The sequence below is a fragment of the Corynebacterium sp. HMSC066C02 genome (assembly GCF_001814945.1).
Classification (GTDB): Bacteria; Actinomycetota; Actinomycetes; order Mycobacteriales; family Mycobacteriaceae; genus Corynebacterium; species Corynebacterium aurimucosum.
In genome coordinates this window covers 116,934-139,296 of record NZ_KV818436.1, presented here as the reverse complement: position 1 = coordinate 139,296, position 22,363 = coordinate 116,934, and the positions used below count along the sequence as shown (strand labels likewise).

Below are 22,363 nucleotides of genomic sequence, written 5' to 3'. Positions count from 1 at the left end.
TTCTCCTTGGTTGTTCTATCGGTAGCTGTTCTAGCGGTTCTCATTCTGTCCGACGTTGGCGGGCGGGCGCACGCCGAAGGAGCCCCATGCGGCATCCTCGGGCGCGACCTCCACGGTATCGACCCGCGGGTCGGAGGCGAGGGCGCGCAACTGACTCCCATCGGAATACACCACGACGGCGTCGACCTCCGATGGTGCCTCCTCCCCCATGTCACGGGCATGGTCGGACACGCGGGACAGGACGGTATCGAGGACGTCGACGCGCGTGGCGCCAGTGACAGGTTCGGGAACTGCAATGGGGGCGGCCAGCCCGATCACGATGGCATCCATGCGCTGGATTGGTCTCAGCGCATCGGAGACCTCCTGTGCGCTCAGCGCCTCGCTAAAACCCACCAGGGCATAGGCTGGCTCGTCCGCCTGCGCTAGTGAGGCCTCCGCGCGTTCGCGATATTCAGCAGCAGTCTCGGTTCCATCCGGCCCCAGCTGGTCTCCTTGCAGCGCCGCGCGGGGCTGGGTGCCAAGGAGGCCGAAAGCGAGAACCACCACCAGCGCCAGCACCGCCAACAGCACCAGCGCCGCGGCCCGGCGGCGCCGATAGATGCGCTGGCGCGTGCTCCGCTGCGGGCTCATCCGCGCAAAACCTCCACGGCGTGCTTCAGGTCCTCGGGATAAGGTGCGGTGCATTCAAACCACCTGCCAGTACCCGGGTGGGTAAATCCGAGCTTTACCGCATGCAGCCACTGGTGGTTAAGCCCCACGCGCTTGGCCAGGTTCGGGTCACAGCCATACATCGGATCACCCACACAGGGATGCCCGGTGGCGGACATGTGGACGCGGATCTGGTGGGTTCGGCCGGTCTCCAAATGAACTTCGAGGAGGCTAGCCTCGCGGAAGGCCTCCAGCAGCTTGTAATGTGTCACCGCCGGTTTGCCGTCATCGACGACCCCAAATTTCCAGCCCGCCGAAGGATGACGGCCAATGGGTGCATCAATGGTCCCCACGATGGGATCCGGCAAGCCTTGGACCACGGCGTGATAGGTCTTCTTCACGGTGCGCTCGCGGAAGGCGTTCTTGAGTTGGGAGTAGGCACGCTCACTGGCGGCCACCACCATGACGCCGGAGGTTCCCACGTCGAGGCGGTGGACAATGCCCTTGCGTTCGGTAGGGCCGGCGTCGGCAAGCGCATAGCCCGCCGCCCGCAGCCCGCCAATGACGGTGGGGCCATCCCAGCCCAACGTCGGGTGCGCGGCCACCCCCACCGGTTTGAACACACAGATGACGTCCTCGTCGACATAGAGGACATCCATGCCCTCCACCAGCTCCTCCTTGGGGACAAGTGGTTCCTCAGGCGCCGGCATCATGACGTCGATCCACCCGCCGGCGTTTAAGCGCTCGGACTTGCCCACTGCCTCGCCGTCGATTTCCACGTCACCCGCCGTGCACAACTGGGCCACTCGGGCGCGGGAAATACCCAGGAGCTTGGCCAAGGCAGCGTCCACGCGCATGCCATCGAGGCCCTCGGGTACCGGCAACCTACGGCTTTCGCGCATTACACTCCCCCGCTTCCTGCTCTTCCGACTTCTCATTCATCTCTGAGTAGAACATCGCGATGATGAAAACCACCACGCCACAGGTGATTGCCGCGTCCGCGATATTGAACACTGCGAAGCTGCCCACGGAGATATAATCCACGACGTGGCCGAACCAGAACCCTGGCTCACGGACCAGGCGGTCGATGAAATTGCCCAGCGCGCCGCCAGCGATCATTGCCAGCCCGATGGCCTGCCACTTGTCGTGGATACGCGGAGCGGCGATGGCCACGCCAACGATGAAGGCCAATTGGATTGTGGTAAACAGCCACGTCGAGCCCTCCCCTCCCATGGAGAAGGCCGCGCCGGGGTTAAACAAAAGGTAGAAGCGGAACCAGTCACCGAACACCGGTAAGGCTTCCCCTTCGGTGAGGATGGACAGCATCAGCGCCTTCACGGCTTGGTCGACGGCAGCCACACCGAGCACCACCGCAACCATCACTCCGATATAACTCCTTGCTTTCACCCGTTCCATTCTAAACAGGCTCATCCGGTAATTTGGAATGCGTGTTTCGTGTGAGAGCTCTAGCAGTCCTGTCCGCCACCGTCCTAGGAGTAAGCGGCGCGCTCGCCGGCTGTTCCTATTCCCAGCCGTCCAAGCCAGTCGAAGAACCGGTCGGCTTGGCCCTCGACGCCCCGCGCGTCACCCTCTTGGAGCCCGGTGACGGTGCCAGCCGCGTTCTGGCTTATCAGGATCTCGATGCTTCTCAGGAGCTGACCTACAAGGTCGCCACGGGTTTCGACCAGCAGCTGCGCAAAGATGGCAGCGCTGCCCCTTCGCCGGCGACCGAGGATACGGTCACTCTTCCGCTGCAGGCTTCGGTGGAAGCTGCCACCGAGAACGTCGAAGGCCAGCTTCCGGCGAGCCGCAACGCCTTCGTCACCGTGGGCAAGCCCGAGGCTGACGGCACGGATGTCTCCTCCGCCGAGGGTTTCCAGTTTGGGTGGCGTGGTACGGATACCGGACAGATGAATTCTCTGCGCCTAGCGGCCCCGCAGGCAGCAACCGATCAGGCCCGCAGCACAGTCGAGCGCGCTATCACCAGCCTGACCTCCCTGCCCATCGTCTTCCCAGATGAGGAAATCGGCCCCGGCGCGACATGGATGGTGGAATCGCGCGTCACTGGCGAATCCACGCTGCTGCAAACCACGACATATACCTTGGACAAGCTGGACGGGGATACCGCCACCCTCAGCGTCAAGGTGGAGCAGCGTCCTTCCCTGGGCGCGCTGTCCTTTAACGGTGCCGACGCCCCCGAGGAACTGCAGGGCAAAGAACTCAAGGTGCTCGATCACACCTCCACCTCGGAAGGTTCGGTCACAGTTGATCTGACCAAGCCGCTTCCCACCGCCGGCGATGTCTCTGTGACCACCGCCATTTCTTATGGTGCGGAAGGCTCCGATCTTCGCGTGGTGCAGACCAGCGCCACCGAAATGGAGTTCACAACCGACTAGCTAGCGCGCTTGGCGCCTATGCCGCTGCACGCGGCAGCCGCGTCACGGGTTTCCAGACAACACAGCGCCCACCACCTGACTGGCAGAAAAGCCAGTGGGTGGTGGGCGCTGAGGTTTTTGTCGGCCGAGCTTACTGAGCTGGGGCCTCAGCGGGAGCCTCAGCGTCCTCTGCAGGCACCTCGGCAGGGGCCTGCTCGGCTGGCACTTCCTCGCCTTCAGCGGGGGCGTCGGCAGGCGCCGCTGCGTCTTCCGGCACGGAATCGGCGCACATCTCCGGAACCTCTTCCGGCGGGACGATGTTGGTGACCAAAACACAAGCCCAGGTCTTAGACAGCTTCCATGTACCACTCTCGTTGATGAACTCCACCTGGTCGGCGGTCTGCTGCTGACCATCCGGGGTATTGATGTGGACGGTCGCCAGCGCGGAATCCGGCACGAGGCCCGGAATGACCGGGGCCACGACCTCGAAGGTGGCACCGGATTCGGCCTGGGACTGCGACATGACGTCGAAAAGCTCCGGCGCCGTCTCGCTACCCTGGACCAGCTGCACCTTCTCTTCCTGGGGAAGGTTCGGGTCCGCGGCCTTGGATAGAATCTCGTTGAGCTGCTCCACAGTGGGCATCTCGGTGGAGACAACCTGCGAGGCGGAGGTTTCGCCCGAAGGCTTGGCGGCGGTGCTGCTCTCGCTCGCTGCATCCTCAGAAGACGAGCAGGCGGACAGGGCAGTCGCGGCGCCCAGAGCCAGGACGGCGGCGCTCAGCTTGAAGGATTTCACAAATACTCCTCACGTAGGGGATCGTGGTTTATCCTTTTTACTTTAGCGTCCGTGAACCCAGCCCTGGGTTTCCCGCGCAGGTGCGTGGCTGTAGTAGCCTGCTGGCATGACCTTTGCCCTCATCGCCACCGGTGGCACCATCGCTTGTACGACGGTCCGTGACGGTTCCCTAGTCCCCACCGTTAGCGGCCAGCAACTGGCCGCTTCTCTGGGCACTGACGGCGGCACGCACGACATTGAGGTGGTGGAATTTCGCGCGCTAGATTCCAGCTCAATTACGTTGGCCGACCTCGATGAGCTCCTGTTGTGCGTTCGCGAACAGCTCTCCCGCCCAGACATCGACGGCGTCCTCATCACGCACGGCACCGATTCCATGGAGGAAACCGCGCTGGCCTTGTCCCTTTTTGACTTAGGCGATGGCCCTATCGTGCTCACCGGCGCCCAGCGCGCCTTCGACCACCCGGCCGGTGATGGCCCGCGCAACCTGCGCGAGGCCTATGGGCTTCTGCGCTCCGGCAAGCCGGGCGTGTGGGTGCAGTTCGGCGGCAAGACTATCCCTGGGCGCGGTGCGCGCAAGTGGCACACTTCGCAGCTCAACGGCTTTGAGGAGCTGCCGGTGGGAGACTCCACCTTAGCGCCCCTCCCCCTAGCGCCCTTGGCCAATCACCCCGTTGAGATCATCGCGGCCTACCCGGGGGCATCAGCCGAGCTTGTCGACGCCTCCCTTAAACACGCCTCCGGCCTCGTCATCGAGGCGATGGGTTCGGGAAACATGGGCGCGGAGATGGGTGCCGGGGTGACCCGCGCGCTGCAGGCGGGCGTGCCCGTGGTGATCAGCACCCGAACTCCCTACGGGAATACCAAGCTGGCCTATGGCGGCGCTGGCGGTGGCGCCACCTTGGGCGAGATGGGCGCGGTGGCCGCCGGCGGATTCCGCGCCGGGCAGGCCCGCATTATGCTTGCTGCGGCACTTGCTACAGGCACGCCGGTGGCAGAGATGTTTAGTAAGGCACCAACCAGCACGGCCTATACCGCGGGCTAATTGTCCTCGCGTGGTGGGGCCTCTACCGCCCCCTCGGGGGCGACGTCACCGTCAAGCTCGGCATCATTGTCCGGCAGGACGTCCTCCCAGGCCAAGGAGTCCAGCGGATCGGCTGGGCGGAGCTCTTCATCCTCAGCGGCGAAGGAGCGCACAAACCCCGGGCCCGTAGCGCGGGTTTCAAAGCGCACGCTGACCACTCCGTGGCCCGCACCCTGAATCCAACCGTGGCCGAAGTCGGGGTGATAAACGTCCTGAGTAGCACGCCATTTGCGGCTCGGCGATTCCTCGGAATCTGCAGTGGAGGAGACATCGACTGGGGTGGACGTGCTGCCCGGCAAATAATCGCTGACCCCGGTTTCATAGTCCGTATCCGGGTCCTGGCGCACGATCTCACGGTCTAGTTCCGGAAAGAGCACGTCTTGGCGGGCCTCCTCCAACCCTGAGTAGCTCACGCCCACCAGCCTGATAGGACCGAGTTCTTCCGGGTAGCGCGCTAAACTCAGCGCTTTGGCTTCGAGCACCTTCGGATCATCGGTGGCATAGGGCAAGGTGGCTGAGCGTGACTCGATGTGAAAGTCCGCCATCCGCAGCTTCACCGTCACCGTGCGCGCGCCGCGGCCATCCTTCAACAAACGGGAATGAGCGCCATGCGCCGCGCGAATTAGCGCCGCATCCACCTCCGCTGCCGTGCGCAGATCGGTGGGATAGGTGAACTCGGTGGAGATTTGTTTGGCAATCGCACGCGGGGCAACTGGACGCTCATCAATCCCTTGGGCAAGCTCCCACAACTGCACACCCACCACACCGCCGAGCGAAATCTCGACTTCCTTGCGGCTCATTGCGGCCAGCTGGCCGATAGTCTCCACTCCGATGGCGGCAAGCTTCTGCTGAGTGACCGGGCCCGCGCCCCACAGCTTGCCCACCGGCAGCGGGTGAATGAGCTCCTCGAAGCGCTCTCGTGGAACAACGAAGGTGCCGTCCGGTTTGGCCTCCCCCGAGGCGATCTTCGCGCTCTGCTTTCCCGCACCCGCACCAATAGAGCTGGGAAGGCCCGTCTCCGCTCGAATCACGCGGCGCAGGTTCTCTGCCCACTCACGAACCTCGTCGGCTGACGCACCGACTAGTGCCTCAGGTTCCATGAAGGCCTCGTCGATGGAAAGCTGCTCGATGACCCCAGCGTGCTCCGCAATGATCTCAAATACCCGGCGCGAGGCCGCCGAATAGACTGCTCGGCGAGGTTGCACCACCACGGCACGAAAACCCACGAGCTGCTGCGCGCGGAACATGGGCATGGCGGAATGCGCGCCATAAGCGCGCGCCTCATAGGAAGCACCCGCGACGACCCCGCGGCCGGACGTCCCTCCCACAAGCACCGGACGACCGCGCAGGGTGGGCCGAGTCAGCTGTTCCACCGAGGCATAGAACGCATCCATGTCGATGTGAAGAACCCAGCGCTGCATAACTACAAGTCTAAAACATATATTCGCATCCACAAGGAAGCCCTAGGCAGGCAAAGAGAACTAGCTCTCATGCGCGGCATAAGTGATCTATGCCCCACGATTGGCGCTTGGCGCTAGACACCAAACCCCGCTTGCATGCATCATGTATACATGCAAAAAGACAAGGTACCTGCCGCTGAAAGGGCCTATGAGCACCTCAAGCGCCGCATCATCGATGACGAGGTCGATGACTCGGACATGCTCTCCGAAGCCGCCCTAGCCGCCGAGCTAGGGATGAGCCGAACCCCGGTGCGCGAGGCTTTCCTCCGCTTGGAGGTGGAAGGCTTTTTGAAGCTCTATCCCAAGCGCGGCGCGTTGGTCGTGCCGATTAGCCCCCGCGAGATCCGAGAGGTCTACGAGGCCCGCCTCCTCGTGGACGAGAACTCTGCGCGCCACATCTGCGGGCTATCCCCCGAGGAACGTGAACTCATTGCCGATGTCCTCGATGCCACCATCGAGGAACAAAATGCCGCCCTCGACGCTGGCGATCTGGGCACCTATACCCAACTAGACGCTAAGTTTCACCAAACCATCATGGACAACGGCGGCAACCGCCTGCTGGCGCACCTCGGCCACACGCTGCGCGAGCGCCAACAGCGTTTTACCGCCACCGCCATCGGCCGCAGCGTTGAGAAGGCCCGCGCCTTCGTGGCCCAGCACGCAGTGCTTGCCGACGCCCTCCGCACCGGCGACATCGACTCCTACCTGACCGAACTCCATTCCCACCTCAACTCCTCAAGGAAGCAACTGTGACTGTATCCGCGCATTCGAGCTCTGCTGTCGAGGTGCCCGCTACCCAAACCGACGCCTGTACAGAAGCCGACACCACTACCGAAAGCTCTGAAGGCACTGAAAGCTCTGCCTGCACAGGGTCGCCCATCCGCTCCCTCGAAGCGCCGCTACCAAAGCGTGCGTGGTACCCCGTCGCTGGCTCAATGATTGCCGTGGCGTGGGGCGGAAACGAGTTCACCCCGCTGCTGGTGATGTATCGCGAGACCTCCAATTTTTCCCAGGTTACGGTCAATGGGCTTCTCGCCGCCTATGTCGTAGGTATTATCCCCGCCCTGCTGATTGGTGGCCCACTATCCGACCTGCTTGGCCGCCGCCCCCTGCTGCTCCCCGCGGCACCGCTGTCATTGGCAGGCTCTTTCTTGCTGTCCATCGCCCCCAACGAGCCACTCATCATTGCGCTGGGGCGCGTCCTGTGCGGCATGGCTTTGGGTTTGGTCATGGCCGTGGGCTCAACGTGGATTACAGAGCTCATCACGCGTGCTGGCGGGGACCCGGCGACAGGCGCCCGCAAAGCGTCCTTGTGCTTGACCGCAGGCTTCCTCGTGGGCGCAGGTATCGCTTCGGTACTGGCTCAGTGGGGCCCATGGCCGACCCACACGGCTTATATCCTCCACATGTTGCTTACGTTACTGACCGCCGTGTGGATCCTGCATACCCCGGAGACCCGCCAGCCCAGCCGGGGCGACGTCAAGACCACAGTCTTGAAGCTTCGGGTGCGCGACATGCTGGAGATGCTGCATATCCCAGCCGTTGCTCACAAGCGTTTCCTGCGCGTCGTCGTCCCCGTGGCCCCGTGGGTATTCGGTTGCGCGGGAGCAGCCTATGCGCTGCTGCCACAGCTCTTGTCCGATTCAGCAGGTGATGCCCCTATTGCTTTCTCCGGCCTGATGACTGTCATCACCCTCGGCTGCGGTGTCGCCGTCCAGATGTTGGGCCGTCTGGTGGATACCCATCAGTCTGCACGCGCCTCGGCGCTGGCCATGTTCGTCATCACCGTCGGCGCCATCCTCGGGGCCTTCGCCGCTCATTCGCTCTCCCTCCCGCTCGGCATCGCAGCCGCTGCGACGATGGGTGCGGGATACGGCCTAGCTCTCGTCGCCGGCTTGTCTGAAGTCCAGCGCATCGCGGGCGAGCGCGAGCTCGCCGGCCTGACCGCCGTGTACTACTCCATTTCCTACACCGGCTTCTTCATCCCCATGGCCTTCAGCGCGCTTGCACCCTACATAGGTTTCACCGCGTTGTTCAGTATCGGCAGCTTCTTGGCGCTGGTCTGCCTCATCAACGTCATCCTTGCCTGGCGCGCGCACCTGCCCGGCACCCGCCGCTAGCGCAGACCCCCACAATCACTGCATCTTCCCGAAACACCCCTGCGCTCGGGGCAATCTCCCGAACATCCCGTAACCACGGCGTCCTTCCTTAGGCCGCCCTTCGCTTCCTGTGCACAGACGCAAAAAGCTCCGCCTCCCACATCCGGGAAGCGGAGCTTTTCTGCAACCGTTTACGTCGCTGTTGTCGCCTTAGGCCTTAGCCACCGTGGCGGTCGCGCCCTTAAGAACATCATGGACGTTCTGGCCAGCACTAGGCGCGAGAGCCTCGGTCGTCACAGCGAAGTCGACAGCGAGCACCTCCGCCGCGATGTGCTCGCGGTGGCGGTTCGCCCACTCCTCCTTCTCCTCGGGGACAGACAGGACCACGGTGATGCGGTCGGTGACCACGAAGTCCTCGGCCTTGCGGGCATCCTGCAGGCCACGGATGACATCCGCCGCCCAGCCCTCAGCCTCCAGCTCTTCGGTGACGTTGGTATCCAATACCACCAAGCCATCCACGCCGTCCACGCGCGCCGTGGACTCCGGGTTCGCAGCCTTGAGACGTTCCGTGTACTCATCCGGGGTCAAGCGGATGTCGCCGTCAACGATAACCTCCTCGCCGTCACGCTCGTAGTTGCCCGCCTTCAGGTTCTTGATGGCGCGCTGTACGTCCTTGCCCAAGCGCGGGCCTGCCACCTTGGCGTTGCAGACCACCTCGAAGGTGCCAACCTCATCGACGTCATCGGTCAGCTCAACGTCCTTAACGTTGACCTCATCGCGGATGATGTCCTTAGAGTCGGCCAAGCGAGCCGAATCCGGCATCGCCACGGTCAGCTTCGGCAGCGGCAGGCGGTTGCGCAGCTTATTGGACTTGCGCACAGACGACGCCGCCGAAGCCACCGCGCGGGTGGCATCCATGGCGGCCACCAGGTCCGCGTCAGCCGGGTAGTCCTCGGCCTTCGGGTAGGAAGCCAAGTGCACAGAGCGCTCACCGGTCAGGCCGCGGTAGATGACCTCAGCCACGTGCGGCAGCAACGGAGCCACCACGCGAGAGACCGTCTCCAGGACCGTGTACAGGGTGTTGAAGGCCTCCGGGTGGGTCTCCTCGCCCTCCCAGAAGCGGTCGCGGGAGCGGCGCACGTACCAGTTGGTCAAGGCATCCGCGAAGAGACGAACCTCCTCGGTTGCCGTAGCAATATCGGTATTCGCCAGCGCATCATTCGTGTTCTTCACCAAGTCATGCGTCTTGGCCAAGATGTAGCGGTCCAGAACGTTGGTGGAGCTGACATCGAACGTCGCGTCCTGGGAAGCGTAGAGCTGCAGGAAGGTGTAGGCATTCCAGATCGGCAGGATGGCCTGACGCACGCCCTCACGGATGCCCTGCTCGGTGACGATGAGGTTGCCACCGCGCAAGATCGGCGAGGACATGAGGAACCAGCGCATGGCATCCGAACCATCGCGGTCAAAGACCTCGTTGACGTTCGGGTAATTGCCCTTGGACTTGGACATCTTCAGGCCGTCATTGCCCAGAACGATGCCGTGGGCCACAACCTTCTTGTAGGCCGGGCGGTCAAAGAGCGCGGTGGACAGCGCATGCATGACGTAGAACCAGCCGCGGGTCTGGCCGGAGTACTCCACGATGAAGTCCGACGGCGAGTGGCTCTCAAACCACTCCTTGTTCTCAAACGGGTAGTGCTTCTGCGCAAACGGCATGGAACCGGACTCAAACCAGCAATCCAACACATCCGGCACGCGGCGCATCGTGGACTTGCCCGTCGGATCATCCGGGTTCGGGCGGGTCAGCTCATCGATGTGCGGGCGGTGCAGGCTGGTAGGACGCACGCCGAAGTCACGCTCCAACTCATCCAGAGAGCCGTAGACATCCACGCGCGGGTACTCCGGGTCATCGGAGATCCACGCCGGGATCGGAGCGCCCCAGTAGCGGGTACGGGAGATGTTCCAATCACGAGCGCCCTCCAGCCACTTGCCGAACTGGCCGTCGCGGATGTGCTCCGGCAGCCACTCGATCTCGTTGTGGTTGAGCTCCACCATGCGGTCACGGAACTCGGTCACCTTGACGAACCATGCTGGCAGAGCCATGTAGATGAGCGGCTCGCCGGAGCGCCAGGAGTGCGGGTAGGAGTGCTCGATGGTCACGTGGCGCACCACGCGGCCAGCTTCCTTCAGGTCCTTGATGATGGACTTGTTAGCGTCGAAGACCAGCTGGCCCTCGTAGGGTGGCACCTGCGAGGTGAACTTACCGTCCTCATCCACCGGGATGACCAGGCCCACGCCGTACTTCTGGCAGGTGAGCATATCGTCCTCACCGAAGGCCGGAGCCTGGTGAACCACGCCGGTACCGTCCTCGGTGGTGACGTAATCTGCGAGCAGCAGCTGGTAGGCGTTCTCGACATCCGGGAAGAAATCGAAGATGGGCTGGTACTTGAAGCCCTCTAGCTCAGCGCCCTTGAACGTCTTGAGAACTTCCGCCTCACCCAGCTCCTTGGCCAGGGTGCCGGTGAGCGCTTCGGCCATGATGAAGGTGCGGCCAGCAAAGTTGCCCTCGGTGGCCTTGAACAAGACGTAGTCGACCTCCGGGTGGACCGCCAGCGCCAGGTTGGACGGCAGGGTCCAGGGGGTGGTGGTCCAGGCGAGGAAGGAGGCATCGGCAAGCTCGGCGTTATCCGCCAACGTCTTCTGCGCTGCGCTTCCCTCCACAGCGCCAGCTACCGGGAAGGTCACCGTCAGGGTCGGGTCCTGGCGCATTTTGTAGGAATCATCCAGGCGTGTTTCCTGGTTCGACAGCGAGGTGTGCTCAGCCCAGGAGTACGGCAGTACCCTAAAGCCCTGGTAGATCAGGCCCTTGTCATAGAGCTCCTTAAACGCCCACATCACGGACTCCATGTAGTTCAAGTCCATGGTCTTGTAACCGTTCTCGAAGTCCACCCAGCGGGCCTGGCGGTTAACGTACTCTTCCCACTCATCGGTGTACTCGAGGACGGACTTGGCGCAGTACTCGTTGAACTTCTCCAAGCCCATCTCCTCGATCTGGGCCTTATCGGTGATGCCGAGCTGTTTTTCTGCCTCCAGCTCCGCCGGCAGACCGTGGGTGTCCCAGCCGAAGACGCGCGGGACGTGGTTGCCGGCCATGGTGCGGTAGCGCGGGACGATGTCCTTGACGTAACCGGTCAACAGGTGACCGTAGTGCGGCAGGCCGTTGGCAAACGGAGGGCCATCATAAAAGACGTACTCGGGGCAGCCCTCGGTTTGCTCGAGGCTGGCTTTAAAGGTGTCGTCGCCCTTCCAGTACTTCTGGACTTCCTGCTCCATATCGGGGAAACGGGAAGACCCAGCAGTCATATCGACTTTGGGATAAACACTGCCGACGTTCGCGGGGTTATTACTCATCTAAAAATTCCTTCACTCGTTCGCTGTGGCGGGGACGCGCCTTGCGGCTCGCGGTACCACCCCGCTTGGGCACCGAGGTGCCCCGCTTCGTTGATGTGAAGGAGATGACGGTCCCTACCCGCCCGGTTCTAATAATGCTCCGCTAAGCGCAAAGCACGTTCTTCCGGAATGCTCCCCGGTGATAGCCGGCTCACTGCATATGCCTAAAAGTATAGCGAGGCGGTCAAGTTTTCACAGGCCCAGGTTCCCGAAAGCCTCAAAATAGAAACGCCAGTACATAAAAGAGGCACCTGGGATAAGGTTTTCCACAGGAACATTTTTTCTAATGCGCGCAGGTCATAAGGTGTTTTAAGCTCCACAAATATGAACGCGCTACAGACTTTCCTCAGCGCACTCGGGGCCGGCATCGATGTCGTCGCCGAGTGCGAAGGCATGTCTGAAGCAGACCTCATCGCCGCCGGTTCCCCAGACAAAACCGCGGCGGAGTTGGTACGGCTGCATACGAGCTTCTTTGGCAAGACCTCCATGACGCGGATGCAACGCGACGCGGTGAAAGCTGCGCGCCAACGCGGCCACTCTCTGCCGACACTGGAGGTCATCGACCGCTATGCCCGCAAAGCCAAAACACAAGCGTTGGGCTGGAAACTGCGTCTAGAACTCTGCCGGACGAGCGCCGATACCCTCGCGATGGAAACACTGGCGAAAAAGAAGCTCAAGGAACACTCGGCACCACCCACGCCGAAAGAGGGCGTGACTGTTTACCGCCGCCGCAATGCACCGTGGACGATGGCAATAACAGGTCCCTCGCACCTGATTGCAGAGCTTAGCGACGCCATCGACCGCGAACGCCCCCTCGAGTCCATCCGCGAGGCCTTCTTCAAAGGTGCTGCCCCGCGCCGCGGCCTGCAGACTAATATCCTCGTACCACTGGAGGCCATGACAAAGATCCTCGACGGTGACGGCGAGGAAATCACCCTTCACATGACCAACGGTGCCACGATGACCGGCGCGGAATACATCAACAAGGTCATCGCCGATGAGATCGATAAAGAAGGCGCACTCGCGACCCTTTTCCACCCCTATCACGGGCCGGTCAACCTCTACTACGAGGAGCGCTCGGCCAGCATCAAGCAACGCATTATGGCTATGGCCGAGTTCCCAGTCTGCGCGTGGGATAAGTGCATGAAACCAGCCGATGAATGCCAGGTTCACCATCTCATCGCGTGGAAGAACGGCGGGTACACCAACCAAGAAAACTTGGTGATGCTCTGTCCCTATCACAACGGGGTGAACCAGGATGATCCGAATGCGCCGCCGGGTCGCGGCCGCATGGCTCGGGTCGGGGGTAAAGCGAAAAGGACACACGGCCCTCCCCCACCGCCCACGCCGTTGCAAGCGCCTCCCGGGTTATTCGGCACCCCGGAAAGAAACGACTAGGAGCTACACAACTAGGAGTCTTCGCACAAGCAGCCCTCCACCCAGAATTATCACTGGACCGAGGGCTACTCGTCGTGTCCGAGATACGCGCGCTACAGGTTTTCTGCGGGACCGGGCTACTCGTCGTGCTTGCGGCGGAGTTTAATCACGGTGTCTGCGATGAAAAGAACAATGCCCACCCCGGCGGAAGCGAAGAGTAGGTACAAAGACCACTCAGCGGCAGTGAGGATGTAGTTCACGAAGGCCAAGAAAGCGACAAAGGCCAACAGCAATGCGCCGATAAGCATGCGTGCTCTCCTTCCCCACCAATGATTAAGGGCTCTGTGCTTTACAAAGAATGTATACCTACGAACGTATACCTACATAAAAGAATAACGGCGCCCCCGCAGGGACGCCGTTCATTCACTGATTAATTGTTGGACTTGCCGGTTTCACCGTTGGGAGCAGCGGTGCCGCGGGACTCCAGCTCCTCAAGCTGAGACTGCAGCAGGGTCTTGAGGCGGGTACGGTACTCGCGCTCGAAGGTACGCAGCTCGGAAATGCGAGCCTCCAGAGCGGTCTGCTGCTGCTTGACCGTGTTCATGACCTCGGTGTGCTTCTTCTCGGCATCCGCCTGCAGGGCAGCTGCCTTCTCCTCAGCCTGGCGAATCTGTGCCTCGGCGCGGGACGTTGCGTCAGACTCAGTCTGCTTTGCCTTGTTCTCGGCATCCGCCACCAGCTTCTTGGAGCGGGTATCGGCTTCCTGCAGCTGTGCATCGTAGCGCTTCTGGGCGTCAGCAAGCTGGGCCTTGGAGTGCGAGTCGGCGTCGGCAAGCTGCTTCTCTGCAGCCGTACGAGCCTCAGCGAGCATGGACTCGGAATCAGCCTTAGCCTCGCTGGTAAGACGGTCCGCCATCTCCTGAGCCAGACCCAGCACGCGGGCGGCCTGCATGTGGGTATCCGGGGTGGCGAGGCCCTGTTCGGTGGACTGAGCAGCACCTGCACCAGCCACAGCAGCGGCGGAGGAGGCAGTGGTGGAAGCAGCCGAGTTCTTCTTTGCGGACTCCAGCTCCTTCTTGGTGCGCTCCAGCTCCTTCTTGGAGGCCTCGAGCTCACGCTTGGCGGCAGCAGCTTCTTCGCGAGCAGTCTTAAGCTCCGCGGAGTTGTCCTGTGCCTGAGCAGCCGGTGCCTGGGCGGACTGTGCCTGAGCGGCCTTCGCCTGCTCCTGCGCACGCTTGGTCTCTTCCTTGGCCCTGGCAATCTCGTTCTTGGAGTCAGCCAGCTTTGCTTCGTACTCGGCGCGCAGCTTGGACTCGACTTCCTTACGTACGGCGGCCTCATCGACCTTTGCGGCAGAAGCGCCGCCAGCAGCGGGAGCCGGAGCCTGAGACTTCAGTTCCTCAACCTGGGCGTGGAGATCATCGTTCTCATCCTGCAGCTGAGCAAGAGCATCCTCAACGAGGTCGAGGAACTGATCGACCTCATCCTCGTTGTAGCCACGCTTGCCAATTGGCGGCTTGCTGAAAGCGACGTTGTGTACATCAGCTGGTGACAGTGGCATTGACTTCTCTTCCCCTTACGAATCGGTCAAACCTCTAGAGGGTCCAGAGGCCGGGTACATATGCGGTTAATAATACGGATTGTGGTAACTCATTGTATCCGAATCAACACATTATCTAACGCTGGCACGAGTCTCAACGTTAACAGGAGGGTTTAATACACCCGTTTATTACATTGCAAGCCCATTGGGGCTGAAAAATAGCCAGCCAATAAGTTGCGAAAGGATGGACAAAAGCAGGAACAAAACGATGATGGAAACGTCGAGCGCAATGCCTCCTAGCTGCAGCGGCGGAATAACCTTACGCAGCGCCTTAACTGGCGGGTCAGTGACGACGAAGAGCACCTCGGCAACCATCATGAACCAGCGGGGCGGATTGAATTGGCGCGAGAAAGACTGAATCATCTCGATGACGATGCGCGCCAACAAAATCCACGAGTAAAGACTCACGGCGACGAGCAGAATTGAACCTAAAGCATTCACAGTGCCCGAGCCTATCCGAACCACCCCCGCGGACGGTACTCCCCTGCCCGAGGGTTCGCCCTCGGCGAACAGAGATGGCACCGCGGCAGCCGCACCGCCGCCGAGAATACCGCTCCGCTTAGACCGCTAGGGAAATAGCGAGAAAACCAACAAACCGCCCCATCGCCCCTCCCCCTTAGCCAACACAGGGGAGAAAAGGCGCTGAAGCGGTTAAAGCGCGAAGTTTTTAGCGCAGGTGCGCTGCACGCTCGAGCTCAACAGTAGAGATATCGGCGCCCTTCGGCACGATAGCGAAAACCTTACGGCTGGTGTCCACGCCCTTCGTCAGGTTCTTCATGCGGCCTTCCAGTGCAAAGCAGAGGCCAGCAGCGAAGTCAACGAAGCGCTTTGCGGAGCCGCGATCAGCGTCAGTGAGCTCGAAGACCACTGCGTCACCGTCACGGAAGGGGCCGCCAACCTTCGCTGCATCGTCGAAGGAAACGAGCGACAGCGCCACGATAGTCGGGACAAATTCCTCTTCCTGCTTTTCGTAGGAAGGTGCATACGCCGGAGCGCTATAAGCGCGCTCGTCTGCGTAGTAAGCATCGTCGGCGTCCATGTCCATCGGGCCTAGCCCGAAGAACTCTTTAGTCCTATCAATCAGTGACATTCTGGGTCTCCCTCTGACCTAGTGTGCTGTTCATTTGCTGTCTTATAATGCACTTTTACAATGACAATTAACCTAGCGGGCGCTCTCCCATAATTCCGGTTCCGACACGCACGACATCTGTTCCAGATGCAATCGCCGGCTCCATGTCAGCGCTCATTCCGGCGGACATTTTCAGGTCTCGCCCAAGCTTGGCCGCCACCTCATCCGTCAGCGCCCTCACCTGGGTGAAAACCTCCGCCGGATCGCTCTCCAGCGGTGGAACCACCATGAAGCCACACAGCTGCAGGTTCTCCAGATCTTCGACCAGATCCACCAGAGCGGATACCCCCTCTAGCGGGCAGCCACCACGCGCGGTATCACCGTCGGCGGAGACCTGAATATAGACCGGAAGCGTGTCCTCACGCTGGCCGCGCTCCTGGGCAAGAGCCACGCCGCGGTCGAGTGCTCTGGCGAGTTTTTCTGAGTCAAGCGAGTGAACACTATGCGCCCACCGGGCCACGTGGTTCGCTTTCTTGGTCTGTACTTGGCCGATCATGTGGAACCGCATCTCGGGCAAGACCACCGCCTTGGCGCGGGCCTCCTGCTCGCGATTTTCTGCCACATCCGTTACCCCTAGCTCCGCTAGCAGCGCGATGTCTTCGGCCGGGTGAAACTTCGTCACAGGCAGCAGCTGCGGGGCGGGGCGGCCAGCGGCCTCAGCAAAGCGGTGAATATCCGAACGGGTGCGCGCCAGGCCGGCCCGCAATTCTTCGCGGCGCGCGGTGTTGTTATTAGTCATTAATCCTCCAACCAAATCACGCCGGCTTGGCGTCCAGTAACGCCCTCGCGGCGATATGAAAAGAAATCTGTGTCCTCAATCGTGCAGCGTGGGTCCGACTCAATGGCCGTGACTCCCATGCCCATCAGCTGGCGAATCACACCGGCGCGCACGTCGACGCCCCAGGTACCCGACGCCGTGCGGGTCTTGGAGCCGGGCAGGTGCTTCTCGACGTCCTCCGCCATCTGCTCCGGAACCGCATAGTTACGCCCAGAAGCGGCCGGCCCCATAAGCACCTGGATCGACGAAGGGGTAGCCCCCAGCTCAATCATCGCGTTGACCGTGTTCCGAACGATTCCATTGCGCGCGCCCAGGCGCCCGGCGTGGGCGGCACCGATGACGCCCGCGGAGACGTCGACAAGCAGCACCGGCGTGCAATCAGCCACGAGCACGCCCAACCCCAGGCGTTTTTCGGTGGTCACCACCGCATCGGTGGCCGGCACGGGCTCCTTCGCGCCGCGGTGTTCGGCGCCCACGACCGTCACGGTATTGGTGTGCAGCTGCTCCATCCACACGATGTCCTCTAATCCCGTTGCTCGGAGAAGTCTCTCGCGATTGGCGGCCACAGCGGCGGGGTCATCGCCGACGTGATCGCCTAAGTTGAAAGAGTCATAGGGGGACGACGACGCCCCGCCGGCACGGGTTGTAAACACCATGCGGACGGGGCGTCGTGCTGCGTGTGCTTCCTCGTTTACTGGCATGCACTCCAGAGTAGCTGGCTGGGACTAGCGCATGAAGGACGGCACGTCGAGATCGTCGTCGCCATCGTCATCGAAGTCACGGCTGTTGCGCTCAGCGGGGCGCGAGAGGCGGTACTCGTCATCGGCACCACGGCGGTACTCTTCGCCACGGAAGCGATCCGAGGTGGTAAACAGTCCGCTCGACGGGGCTGGCTCAGCCGGCTGCTCGCGCTCGTAGGAGTGGCGCGGGGTGTACTCCTCGCGGCCGATGCGCTGGGACTCAGCTCGCTGCGGCTCGGCACGGGTGTACTCTTCGCGCGGGGCCTCGGTGCGCGGCGCGGCGGGGCTCTCAGGCTGTGCTTCAGCACGGTTCTCGAAGAGGGAACCCGGGCGTGCGGCCGGGGTAGCCTCCGAACCCTGCTGCTGTGCCTGGCCAGACTGCGCCGGCTGGGAGGTCATATTGGCCTGCGCGTCGAAGCCGGTGGCGATGATGGTAACGCGGACTTCGTCTCCAAGGTTGTCATCGATGATGGTGCCGAAGATGATGTTGGCGTCCTCGTCGGCGCGCTCCTCCACCATGGAGGCAGCCGCGTTGACTTCGTGGAGGCCCAGGTCGGAGCCACCAGCGATAGACAGCAGAACGCCCTTGGCGCCCTCCATGGTGGACTCCAGCAGCGGGGAGTTAATGGCCTGCTCAGCAGCGTTGAGCGCGCGGTTATCCCCGCGAGCAAAACCGATGCCCATGAGGGCGGAACCGGCGTCGGACATGACGGAGCGAACGTCCGCAAAGTCGACGTTGATCATGCCCGGGATGGTGATGAGGTTGGTAATACCCTGCACACCATTGTGCAGGACTTCGTCGGCGGCGCGGAAGGCTTCGACGATAGACAGCTCCTCGCCGCCCAGCTGCATGAGACGATCATTCGGAATAACGATGAGGGTATCGCAGACCTCGCGCAGCTCTTCGATGCCGGCCATGGCCTGACGGGTGCGGCGCGCGCCCTCGAACTTGAACGGGCGGGTAACGACACCGACGGTCAGAGCGCCCATCTTCTTTGCGATGGAGGCAACGACAGGGGCTGCGCCGGTACCGGTTCCGCCGCCCTCGCCAGCGGTGACGAAGACCATGTCGGAGCCTTGGAGGGCGTCTTCGATTTCGGTCTTGTGATCCTCCGCGGAGGTCTTTCCTACCTCCGGGTTAGCGCCGGCGCCGAGGCCGCGGGTAGCTTCGCGTCCGATGTCGAGCTTGGTATCCGCATCCGAGAAAATCAGCGCCTGGGAATCGGTGTTGATCGCCACGAACTGGACTCCCTTGAGCCCTTCTTCGATCATGCGGTTGACAGCGTTGACACCGCCGCCGCCGACGCCGACGACCTTGATGTCCGCGAGATTGTTGCTAGATGAGATCATACGAGGGTCTCTTGCCTTTCGAATAAGGTTTTAATGTAAACGAGGAGGCGCCTCTTTTCGTGAGAGGCGGTTACATCCATCTTTAACGACAATGGGGTAATTTCGGCGCACATTTTGCCGCGTGTCGGTACCCTCAACCTCTACTTTAGGGTTGCTGACATGCGGTTTTCTTAACAAGCGCCCCACCCGTCCCACTCGCGACGCCCCTAGCGGCGAGTCACCAGCGACGGGTTAGAAATGTTCCAGGATTCGCCCTCAAGCTTGAGCACATCTTCGAAAGCAATCGCCTTGTTTTTATTGTCTTCGGATGCCCCCCAAAAGATGGTTTTCTCATCCTTTGTGTGGAAAGTCAGCGAATACCTGTCTGCGATCTCGAGGGTCGTCACCTTCTCCCGAATCGGCGCGGGGAGGGCTGCAACGGCCTCGACGGCCGCCTGCATCTCTGGGGAGCCGGAGTCTGTGCTACCGGTCAGCTCCACGGCCTCGGGTGGTGCTTCATCTTCCACAAATTCCTTACCGTGATTATCTACCAACACCGTCGTGCCACCATTGCGAACAAAGGCCACTGCCTCATGTTCGGTGATCTCAATGTGCACCGTCGACGGGAATGCCCGCGATACCGTCGCGCTTTCTACCCACGGGAGCGACGCCACGCCCTGCGCGGCCTCGCGAGCATCCAAGCGCGCAAGGTTCGAGCCCTTGGCGACACCACTAGCTTGCTCCACATCCTCAGCAGCAACGTGATCGTTTCCCACCACCTCGAAGGATTTCACCGTGAGGATAGGAAAAAGCCACACTGCGGCTGCAGCGATGACCGCTACAAGTAGCACCACGCCCACCGCGAGCGCCCCAGTCTTTTTAGACATTCGGTTCCTTCGGCTCTTCCGCCTCATCGTTGCGTCCCAGCTCGGACAAAATCTCACCGGCTACGTAGGTAACCGTGCCCGCACCAATCGTGAGGACGATATCACCGGGCTGTGCCAGGGAAATGACATCGCCAGCGGCTTCGGAGAAATCGGGTTCGAAGATGACCGGCATGTCCTCCGGCATCTTATCGGTGATGATGCGGGAGGTAATTCCTTCAACCGGTTGCTCGCGGGCTCCGTAGATGTCGAGGACGACGGCGGCGTCGGCAAGCGCCAAGGCCTGAGCAAACTCTGCGTCGAACTTCATTGTCCGGGAGTACAGATGCGGCTGGAAGCAGGCGATAACACGCGCCCCCTCATCCTCCGCATCCGCCTTCGCACGGGCCGCGTTAAGTACCGCGGATACCTCCGTAGGGTGGTGCGCATAATCGTCGAAGACGCGGATTCCGCGCTCGCTGCCGCGGTACTCGAAGCGGCGGCGCACGCCCGTAAAGTCGGTCAGGCCCGCGGCCAGTTCCGCTGGGTCTCCGCCGGCCAGCGTGCCGGCCAACAGCGCGGCCGCCGAGTTGAGCACCATGTGATGCCCGGGGACGTGCAAGTCATAAGACAACTCCTGCGGCGCCTGCCCCGGCAGGGCCAAGCGAACGCGGACGTGCGCGCCGGCGGCGGAGACGGTTTCCTCCAGAATCTCCGCTGCGAGGGGCACGGAAGAATCTTCGCCTACCGCACTGCGTGCGCCGTAACCCAGCACCTGAATACCACGCTGTGCTGCGCGTTCGCCGGTAGCGGCCGCCTGAGCGTCTTCAAGGCAAACTACCAAGTAGCCGCCCTCAACAACGCGGTCTGCAAAATCATCGAAGACCTGAAAGTAGCTTTCCGCGGTGCCGAAATAATCCAGGTGATCCGGCTCGATATTGGTAATCACCGCCACGTAGGGGCTGTAGCGCAGTAGTGAAGCATCGGATTCATCGGCTTCTGCAATGAAAGCATCACCCGTGCCGCCGTGCGCGTTGGTTCCGGCACGGTTGAGCTGGCCACCGATGGCGAAGGAGGGGTCGAGGCCCGCCTGCTGCAGCGCGGACACCGCCATGGAGGTAGTCGAAGTTTTTCCATGAGTACCAGCCAGCAGGACCTGGCGGTGGCCGTCCATCAGCTCAGCCAGCAGATCTGATCGACGGATGACCGGGATTCCGGCCTCGCGCGCAGCAATGAGCTCGGGATTGTCGTGTGGGATGGCGGCGAAGGAGGTCACGACCACGGTTGGCTTATCACCAGTCAGGTCAAGGTTTTCAGCGCCATGGCCGATGGCGATGTGCGCACCCATCGCGCGGAGGACGTCGACAGCCGTCGATTTCTTAACGTCCGAGCCGGCGACGACCGCGCCCCGACTAACCAGAATACGTGCGAGACCGGACATGCCGGAGCCGCCGATACCGACGAAGTGGACGCGGGACAGGTCCGTGGTGGCAGGGGTATCAGTCATGGTGAAAAATCCTTCTTTCATTAACCTGTACTGTGCGTCTAGCCGCGGTTCTCGGCGGCGACACGCTGCGCGATGCGGTCAGCGATGATAGCTGCAACCTCGCCGGCTGTGCTGGCGTCAGCGGCAGTACGCATGGCCGTCAAAGTTTCGGGGTGGTCAAGGATAGCGCGAACTTCGGCAACGAGGCGCTCCGAGGTCAATTCGGCGTCCGGAACTTGGACCGCGGCGCCGGATTCCACCAGCGCGCGCGAGTTCAGAGCCTGCTCGCCATTGCCGTGCGGCAGCGGCACATAGAGTGCGGGCAGACCGGCCGCGGAGACCTCTGCCACCGTCATCGCTCCGGAACGGCAGATCATGAGGTCAGCAACGGCCAGAGCGCCAGCCATGTCATCGATATAGGGCACCGCGGTGTAGTGCTCGTGCTCAGCCGGCGCCTCGTTCTTTTTGCCATAGGCGTGCAGCACTTGGAAGTCTCGGCACAGGTCATCGAGCGCGCCGGCCACGGCAGTGTTGATGCTCACTGCTCCCTGTGAACCGCCGGTCACCACGATTGTCGGGCGATGCGCGTCGAGGTTCCAGTTCTGGCGCGCAGCCGCCGCCTTTGCGCCGTCGGGATCCTCACCCATTCCCGGCCGCACGGGAATTCCCAGGACCTCACCGGGCATACCTGAGCGTTCCTGCGCGTTGATGCCCGTGCCACCGAGGCGGACCCCCAGCTTGTTGGCCATGCCGGCCAGAGCGTTCGTCTCGAGCACGAAGAACGGGATACCCAGAGACTTCGCCGCCAGATAGGCCGGCGCAGCGACGTATCCTCCAGTACCAAAAACCACATTGGCCCCGACGTCCTTCAGAACCGCGCGGGTTTCCCGGACAGACTTGAGGACCCGCCACGGCAGCTTCGCGGCATCGGCGTTGATCTTGCGTGGGACTGGGACCGGCGTAATCATGCGCAAATCGACGCCACGCGCCGGCACGATATCACTTTCCAAACCTCGTGGGGTTCCTAGAGCGGTCACCCGCGCGCCATGGCGCTGGCGCAGCTCCTCCCCCACCGCGAGCGCTGGTTCGATGTGTCCGGCGGTGCCGCCACCTGCGATGACGACGGAAATCGGCGTGTCATTCATGCACTACACG

General features: G+C 62.1%; 21 protein-coding genes. 5 read left to right on the top strand and 16 right to left on the bottom strand.

Annotation, left to right across the window (positions count from 1 at the left end; all coding sequences use genetic code 11):
- Nucleotides 1-30 precede the first annotated feature (30 nt).
- Genes HMPREF2996_RS01625 through lspA form a run of 3 tightly spaced genes read right to left on the bottom strand, consistent with a single transcriptional unit; the run spans nt 31 to nt 2,064 of the window.
- Nucleotides 31-630 (bottom strand): hypothetical protein, encoded by a 600-nt coding sequence (locus tag HMPREF2996_RS01625; RefSeq protein WP_070643737.1) that lies wholly within the window; start codon nt 628-630, stop codon nt 31-33.
- A complete protein-coding gene (locus HMPREF2996_RS01620) occupies nt 627-1,550 on the bottom strand; it encodes an RluA family pseudouridine synthase (RefSeq protein WP_070729799.1) in 924 nt (307 codons plus the stop codon). The genes HMPREF2996_RS01625 and HMPREF2996_RS01620 overlap by 4 nt, the downstream gene beginning before the upstream one ends.
- Nucleotides 1,534-2,064, bottom strand: coding sequence for a signal peptidase II (gene lspA, locus HMPREF2996_RS01615; protein WP_070711456.1), 531 nt, complete (start codon nt 2,062-2,064; stop codon nt 1,534-1,536). Before lspA ends, HMPREF2996_RS01620 begins: the two co-directional genes overlap by 17 nt.
- A gap of 32 nt (nt 2,065-2,096) precedes the next feature.
- On the opposite strand from lspA, the gene HMPREF2996_RS01610 reads away from it, so the two are divergent.
- On the top strand, nt 2,097-3,044 hold the full coding sequence (locus HMPREF2996_RS01610) for a DUF6263 family protein (protein WP_070445345.1): 948 nt from the start codon (nt 2,097-2,099) through the stop codon (nt 3,042-3,044).
- Between the two features lie 130 nt (nt 3,045-3,174).
- On the opposite strand, the gene HMPREF2996_RS01605 is transcribed toward HMPREF2996_RS01610, so the two are convergent.
- The gene (locus tag HMPREF2996_RS01605; RefSeq protein ID WP_070729797.1) at nt 3,175-3,819 is read right to left on the bottom strand and encodes a WKL family lipoprotein; all 645 of its coding nucleotides are present in this window, start codon (nt 3,817-3,819) and stop codon (nt 3,175-3,177) included.
- 106 nt (nt 3,820-3,925) lie between these two features.
- Here HMPREF2996_RS01605 and HMPREF2996_RS01600 point away from each other — a divergent pair, with 106 nt between their 5' ends.
- Nucleotides 3,926-4,861 carry an asparaginase gene (locus HMPREF2996_RS01600; protein ID WP_070729794.1) on the top strand — a complete coding sequence of 312 codons (936 nt, stop codon included), beginning with the start codon at nt 3,926-3,928 and terminating at the stop codon, nt 4,859-4,861.
- Here HMPREF2996_RS01600 and HMPREF2996_RS01595 read toward each other — a convergent pair.
- The gene (locus tag HMPREF2996_RS01595; protein WP_070729792.1) at nt 4,858-6,321 is read right to left on the bottom strand and encodes a DNA polymerase IV; all 1,464 of its coding nucleotides are present in this window, start codon (nt 6,319-6,321) and stop codon (nt 4,858-4,860) included. The two genes, HMPREF2996_RS01600 and HMPREF2996_RS01595, sit on opposite strands and share 4 nt — an antisense overlap.
- A 150-nt stretch (nt 6,322-6,471) precedes the next feature.
- Here HMPREF2996_RS01595 and HMPREF2996_RS01590 point away from each other — a divergent pair, with 150 nt between their 5' ends.
- Complete coding sequence (locus HMPREF2996_RS01590; RefSeq protein ID WP_070643720.1) at nt 6,472-7,113, top strand: GntR family transcriptional regulator; 642 nt, start codon at nt 6,472-6,474, stop codon at nt 7,111-7,113.
- A gap of 182 nt (nt 7,114-7,295) precedes the next feature.
- A complete protein-coding gene (locus tag HMPREF2996_RS01585) occupies nt 7,296-8,480 on the top strand; it encodes an MFS transporter (protein ID WP_371441120.1) in 1,185 nt (394 codons plus the stop codon).
- 189 nt (nt 8,481-8,669) lie between these two features.
- Here HMPREF2996_RS01585 and ileS read toward each other — a convergent pair whose 3' ends face one another.
- Nucleotides 8,670-11,867 carry an isoleucine--tRNA ligase gene (gene ileS, locus HMPREF2996_RS01580; protein ID WP_070729789.1) on the bottom strand — a complete coding sequence of 1,066 codons (3,198 nt, stop codon included), beginning with the start codon at nt 11,865-11,867 and terminating at the stop codon, nt 8,670-8,672.
- 363 nt (nt 11,868-12,230) lie between these two features.
- Here ileS and HMPREF2996_RS01575 point away from each other — a divergent pair, with 363 nt between their 5' ends.
- Nucleotides 12,231-13,304, top strand: a complete 1,074-nt coding sequence (locus HMPREF2996_RS01575; protein ID WP_070729787.1) for an HNH endonuclease signature motif containing protein — start codon at nt 12,231-12,233, stop codon at nt 13,302-13,304.
- A 116-nt stretch (nt 13,305-13,420) separates the two neighbouring features.
- Here the strand turns inward: HMPREF2996_RS01575 and HMPREF2996_RS12760 are convergent, their stop codons facing one another.
- The 10 genes from HMPREF2996_RS12760 to murG form a co-directional block, all read right to left on the bottom strand.
- Complete coding sequence (locus tag HMPREF2996_RS12760; RefSeq protein WP_167595650.1) at nt 13,421-13,591, bottom strand: hypothetical protein; 171 nt, start codon at nt 13,589-13,591, stop codon at nt 13,421-13,423.
- A gap of 122 nt (nt 13,592-13,713) precedes the next feature.
- A complete protein-coding gene (locus HMPREF2996_RS01570) occupies nt 13,714-14,844 on the bottom strand; it encodes a DivIVA domain-containing protein (RefSeq protein WP_070729785.1) in 1,131 nt (376 codons plus the stop codon).
- A 168-nt stretch (nt 14,845-15,012) separates the two neighbouring features.
- Nucleotides 15,013-15,324 (bottom strand): YggT family protein, encoded by a 312-nt coding sequence (locus HMPREF2996_RS01565; RefSeq protein WP_070643706.1) that lies wholly within the window; start codon nt 15,322-15,324, stop codon nt 15,013-15,015.
- A gap of 226 nt (nt 15,325-15,550) precedes the next feature.
- Nucleotides 15,551-15,973: a cell division protein SepF gene (locus HMPREF2996_RS01560; protein ID WP_012715146.1), complete on the bottom strand. Its 423-nt coding sequence runs from the start codon at nt 15,971-15,973 to the stop codon at nt 15,551-15,553.
- A gap of 67 nt (nt 15,974-16,040) precedes the next feature.
- A complete protein-coding gene (locus tag HMPREF2996_RS01555) occupies nt 16,041-16,751 on the bottom strand; it encodes a YggS family pyridoxal phosphate-dependent enzyme (RefSeq protein ID WP_070729783.1) in 711 nt (236 codons plus the stop codon).
- The gene (pgeF, locus tag HMPREF2996_RS01550) at nt 16,751-17,491 is read right to left on the bottom strand and encodes a peptidoglycan editing factor PgeF (RefSeq protein ID WP_070643702.1); all 741 of its coding nucleotides are present in this window, start codon (nt 17,489-17,491) and stop codon (nt 16,751-16,753) included. The genes HMPREF2996_RS01555 and pgeF overlap by 1 nt, the downstream gene beginning before the upstream one ends.
- Before the next feature lie 24 nt (nt 17,492-17,515).
- Complete coding sequence (gene ftsZ, locus HMPREF2996_RS01545) at nt 17,516-18,880, bottom strand: cell division protein FtsZ (RefSeq protein WP_070445299.1); 1,365 nt, start codon at nt 18,878-18,880, stop codon at nt 17,516-17,518.
- A 206-nt stretch (nt 18,881-19,086) separates the two neighbouring features.
- Nucleotides 19,087-19,746 (bottom strand): cell division protein FtsQ/DivIB, encoded by a 660-nt coding sequence (locus HMPREF2996_RS01540; protein ID WP_083276441.1) that lies wholly within the window; start codon nt 19,744-19,746, stop codon nt 19,087-19,089.
- Nucleotides 19,739-21,229: a UDP-N-acetylmuramate--L-alanine ligase gene (murC, locus tag HMPREF2996_RS01535; RefSeq protein WP_070729782.1), complete on the bottom strand. Its 1,491-nt coding sequence runs from the start codon at nt 21,227-21,229 to the stop codon at nt 19,739-19,741. The genes HMPREF2996_RS01540 and murC overlap by 8 nt, the downstream gene beginning before the upstream one ends.
- A 38-nt stretch (nt 21,230-21,267) precedes the next feature.
- Nucleotides 21,268-22,353, bottom strand: coding sequence for an undecaprenyldiphospho-muramoylpentapeptide beta-N-acetylglucosaminyltransferase (murG, locus tag HMPREF2996_RS01530; protein ID WP_070729779.1), 1,086 nt, complete (start codon nt 22,351-22,353; stop codon nt 21,268-21,270).
- Between the last annotated feature and the right edge of the window lie 10 nt (nt 22,354-22,363).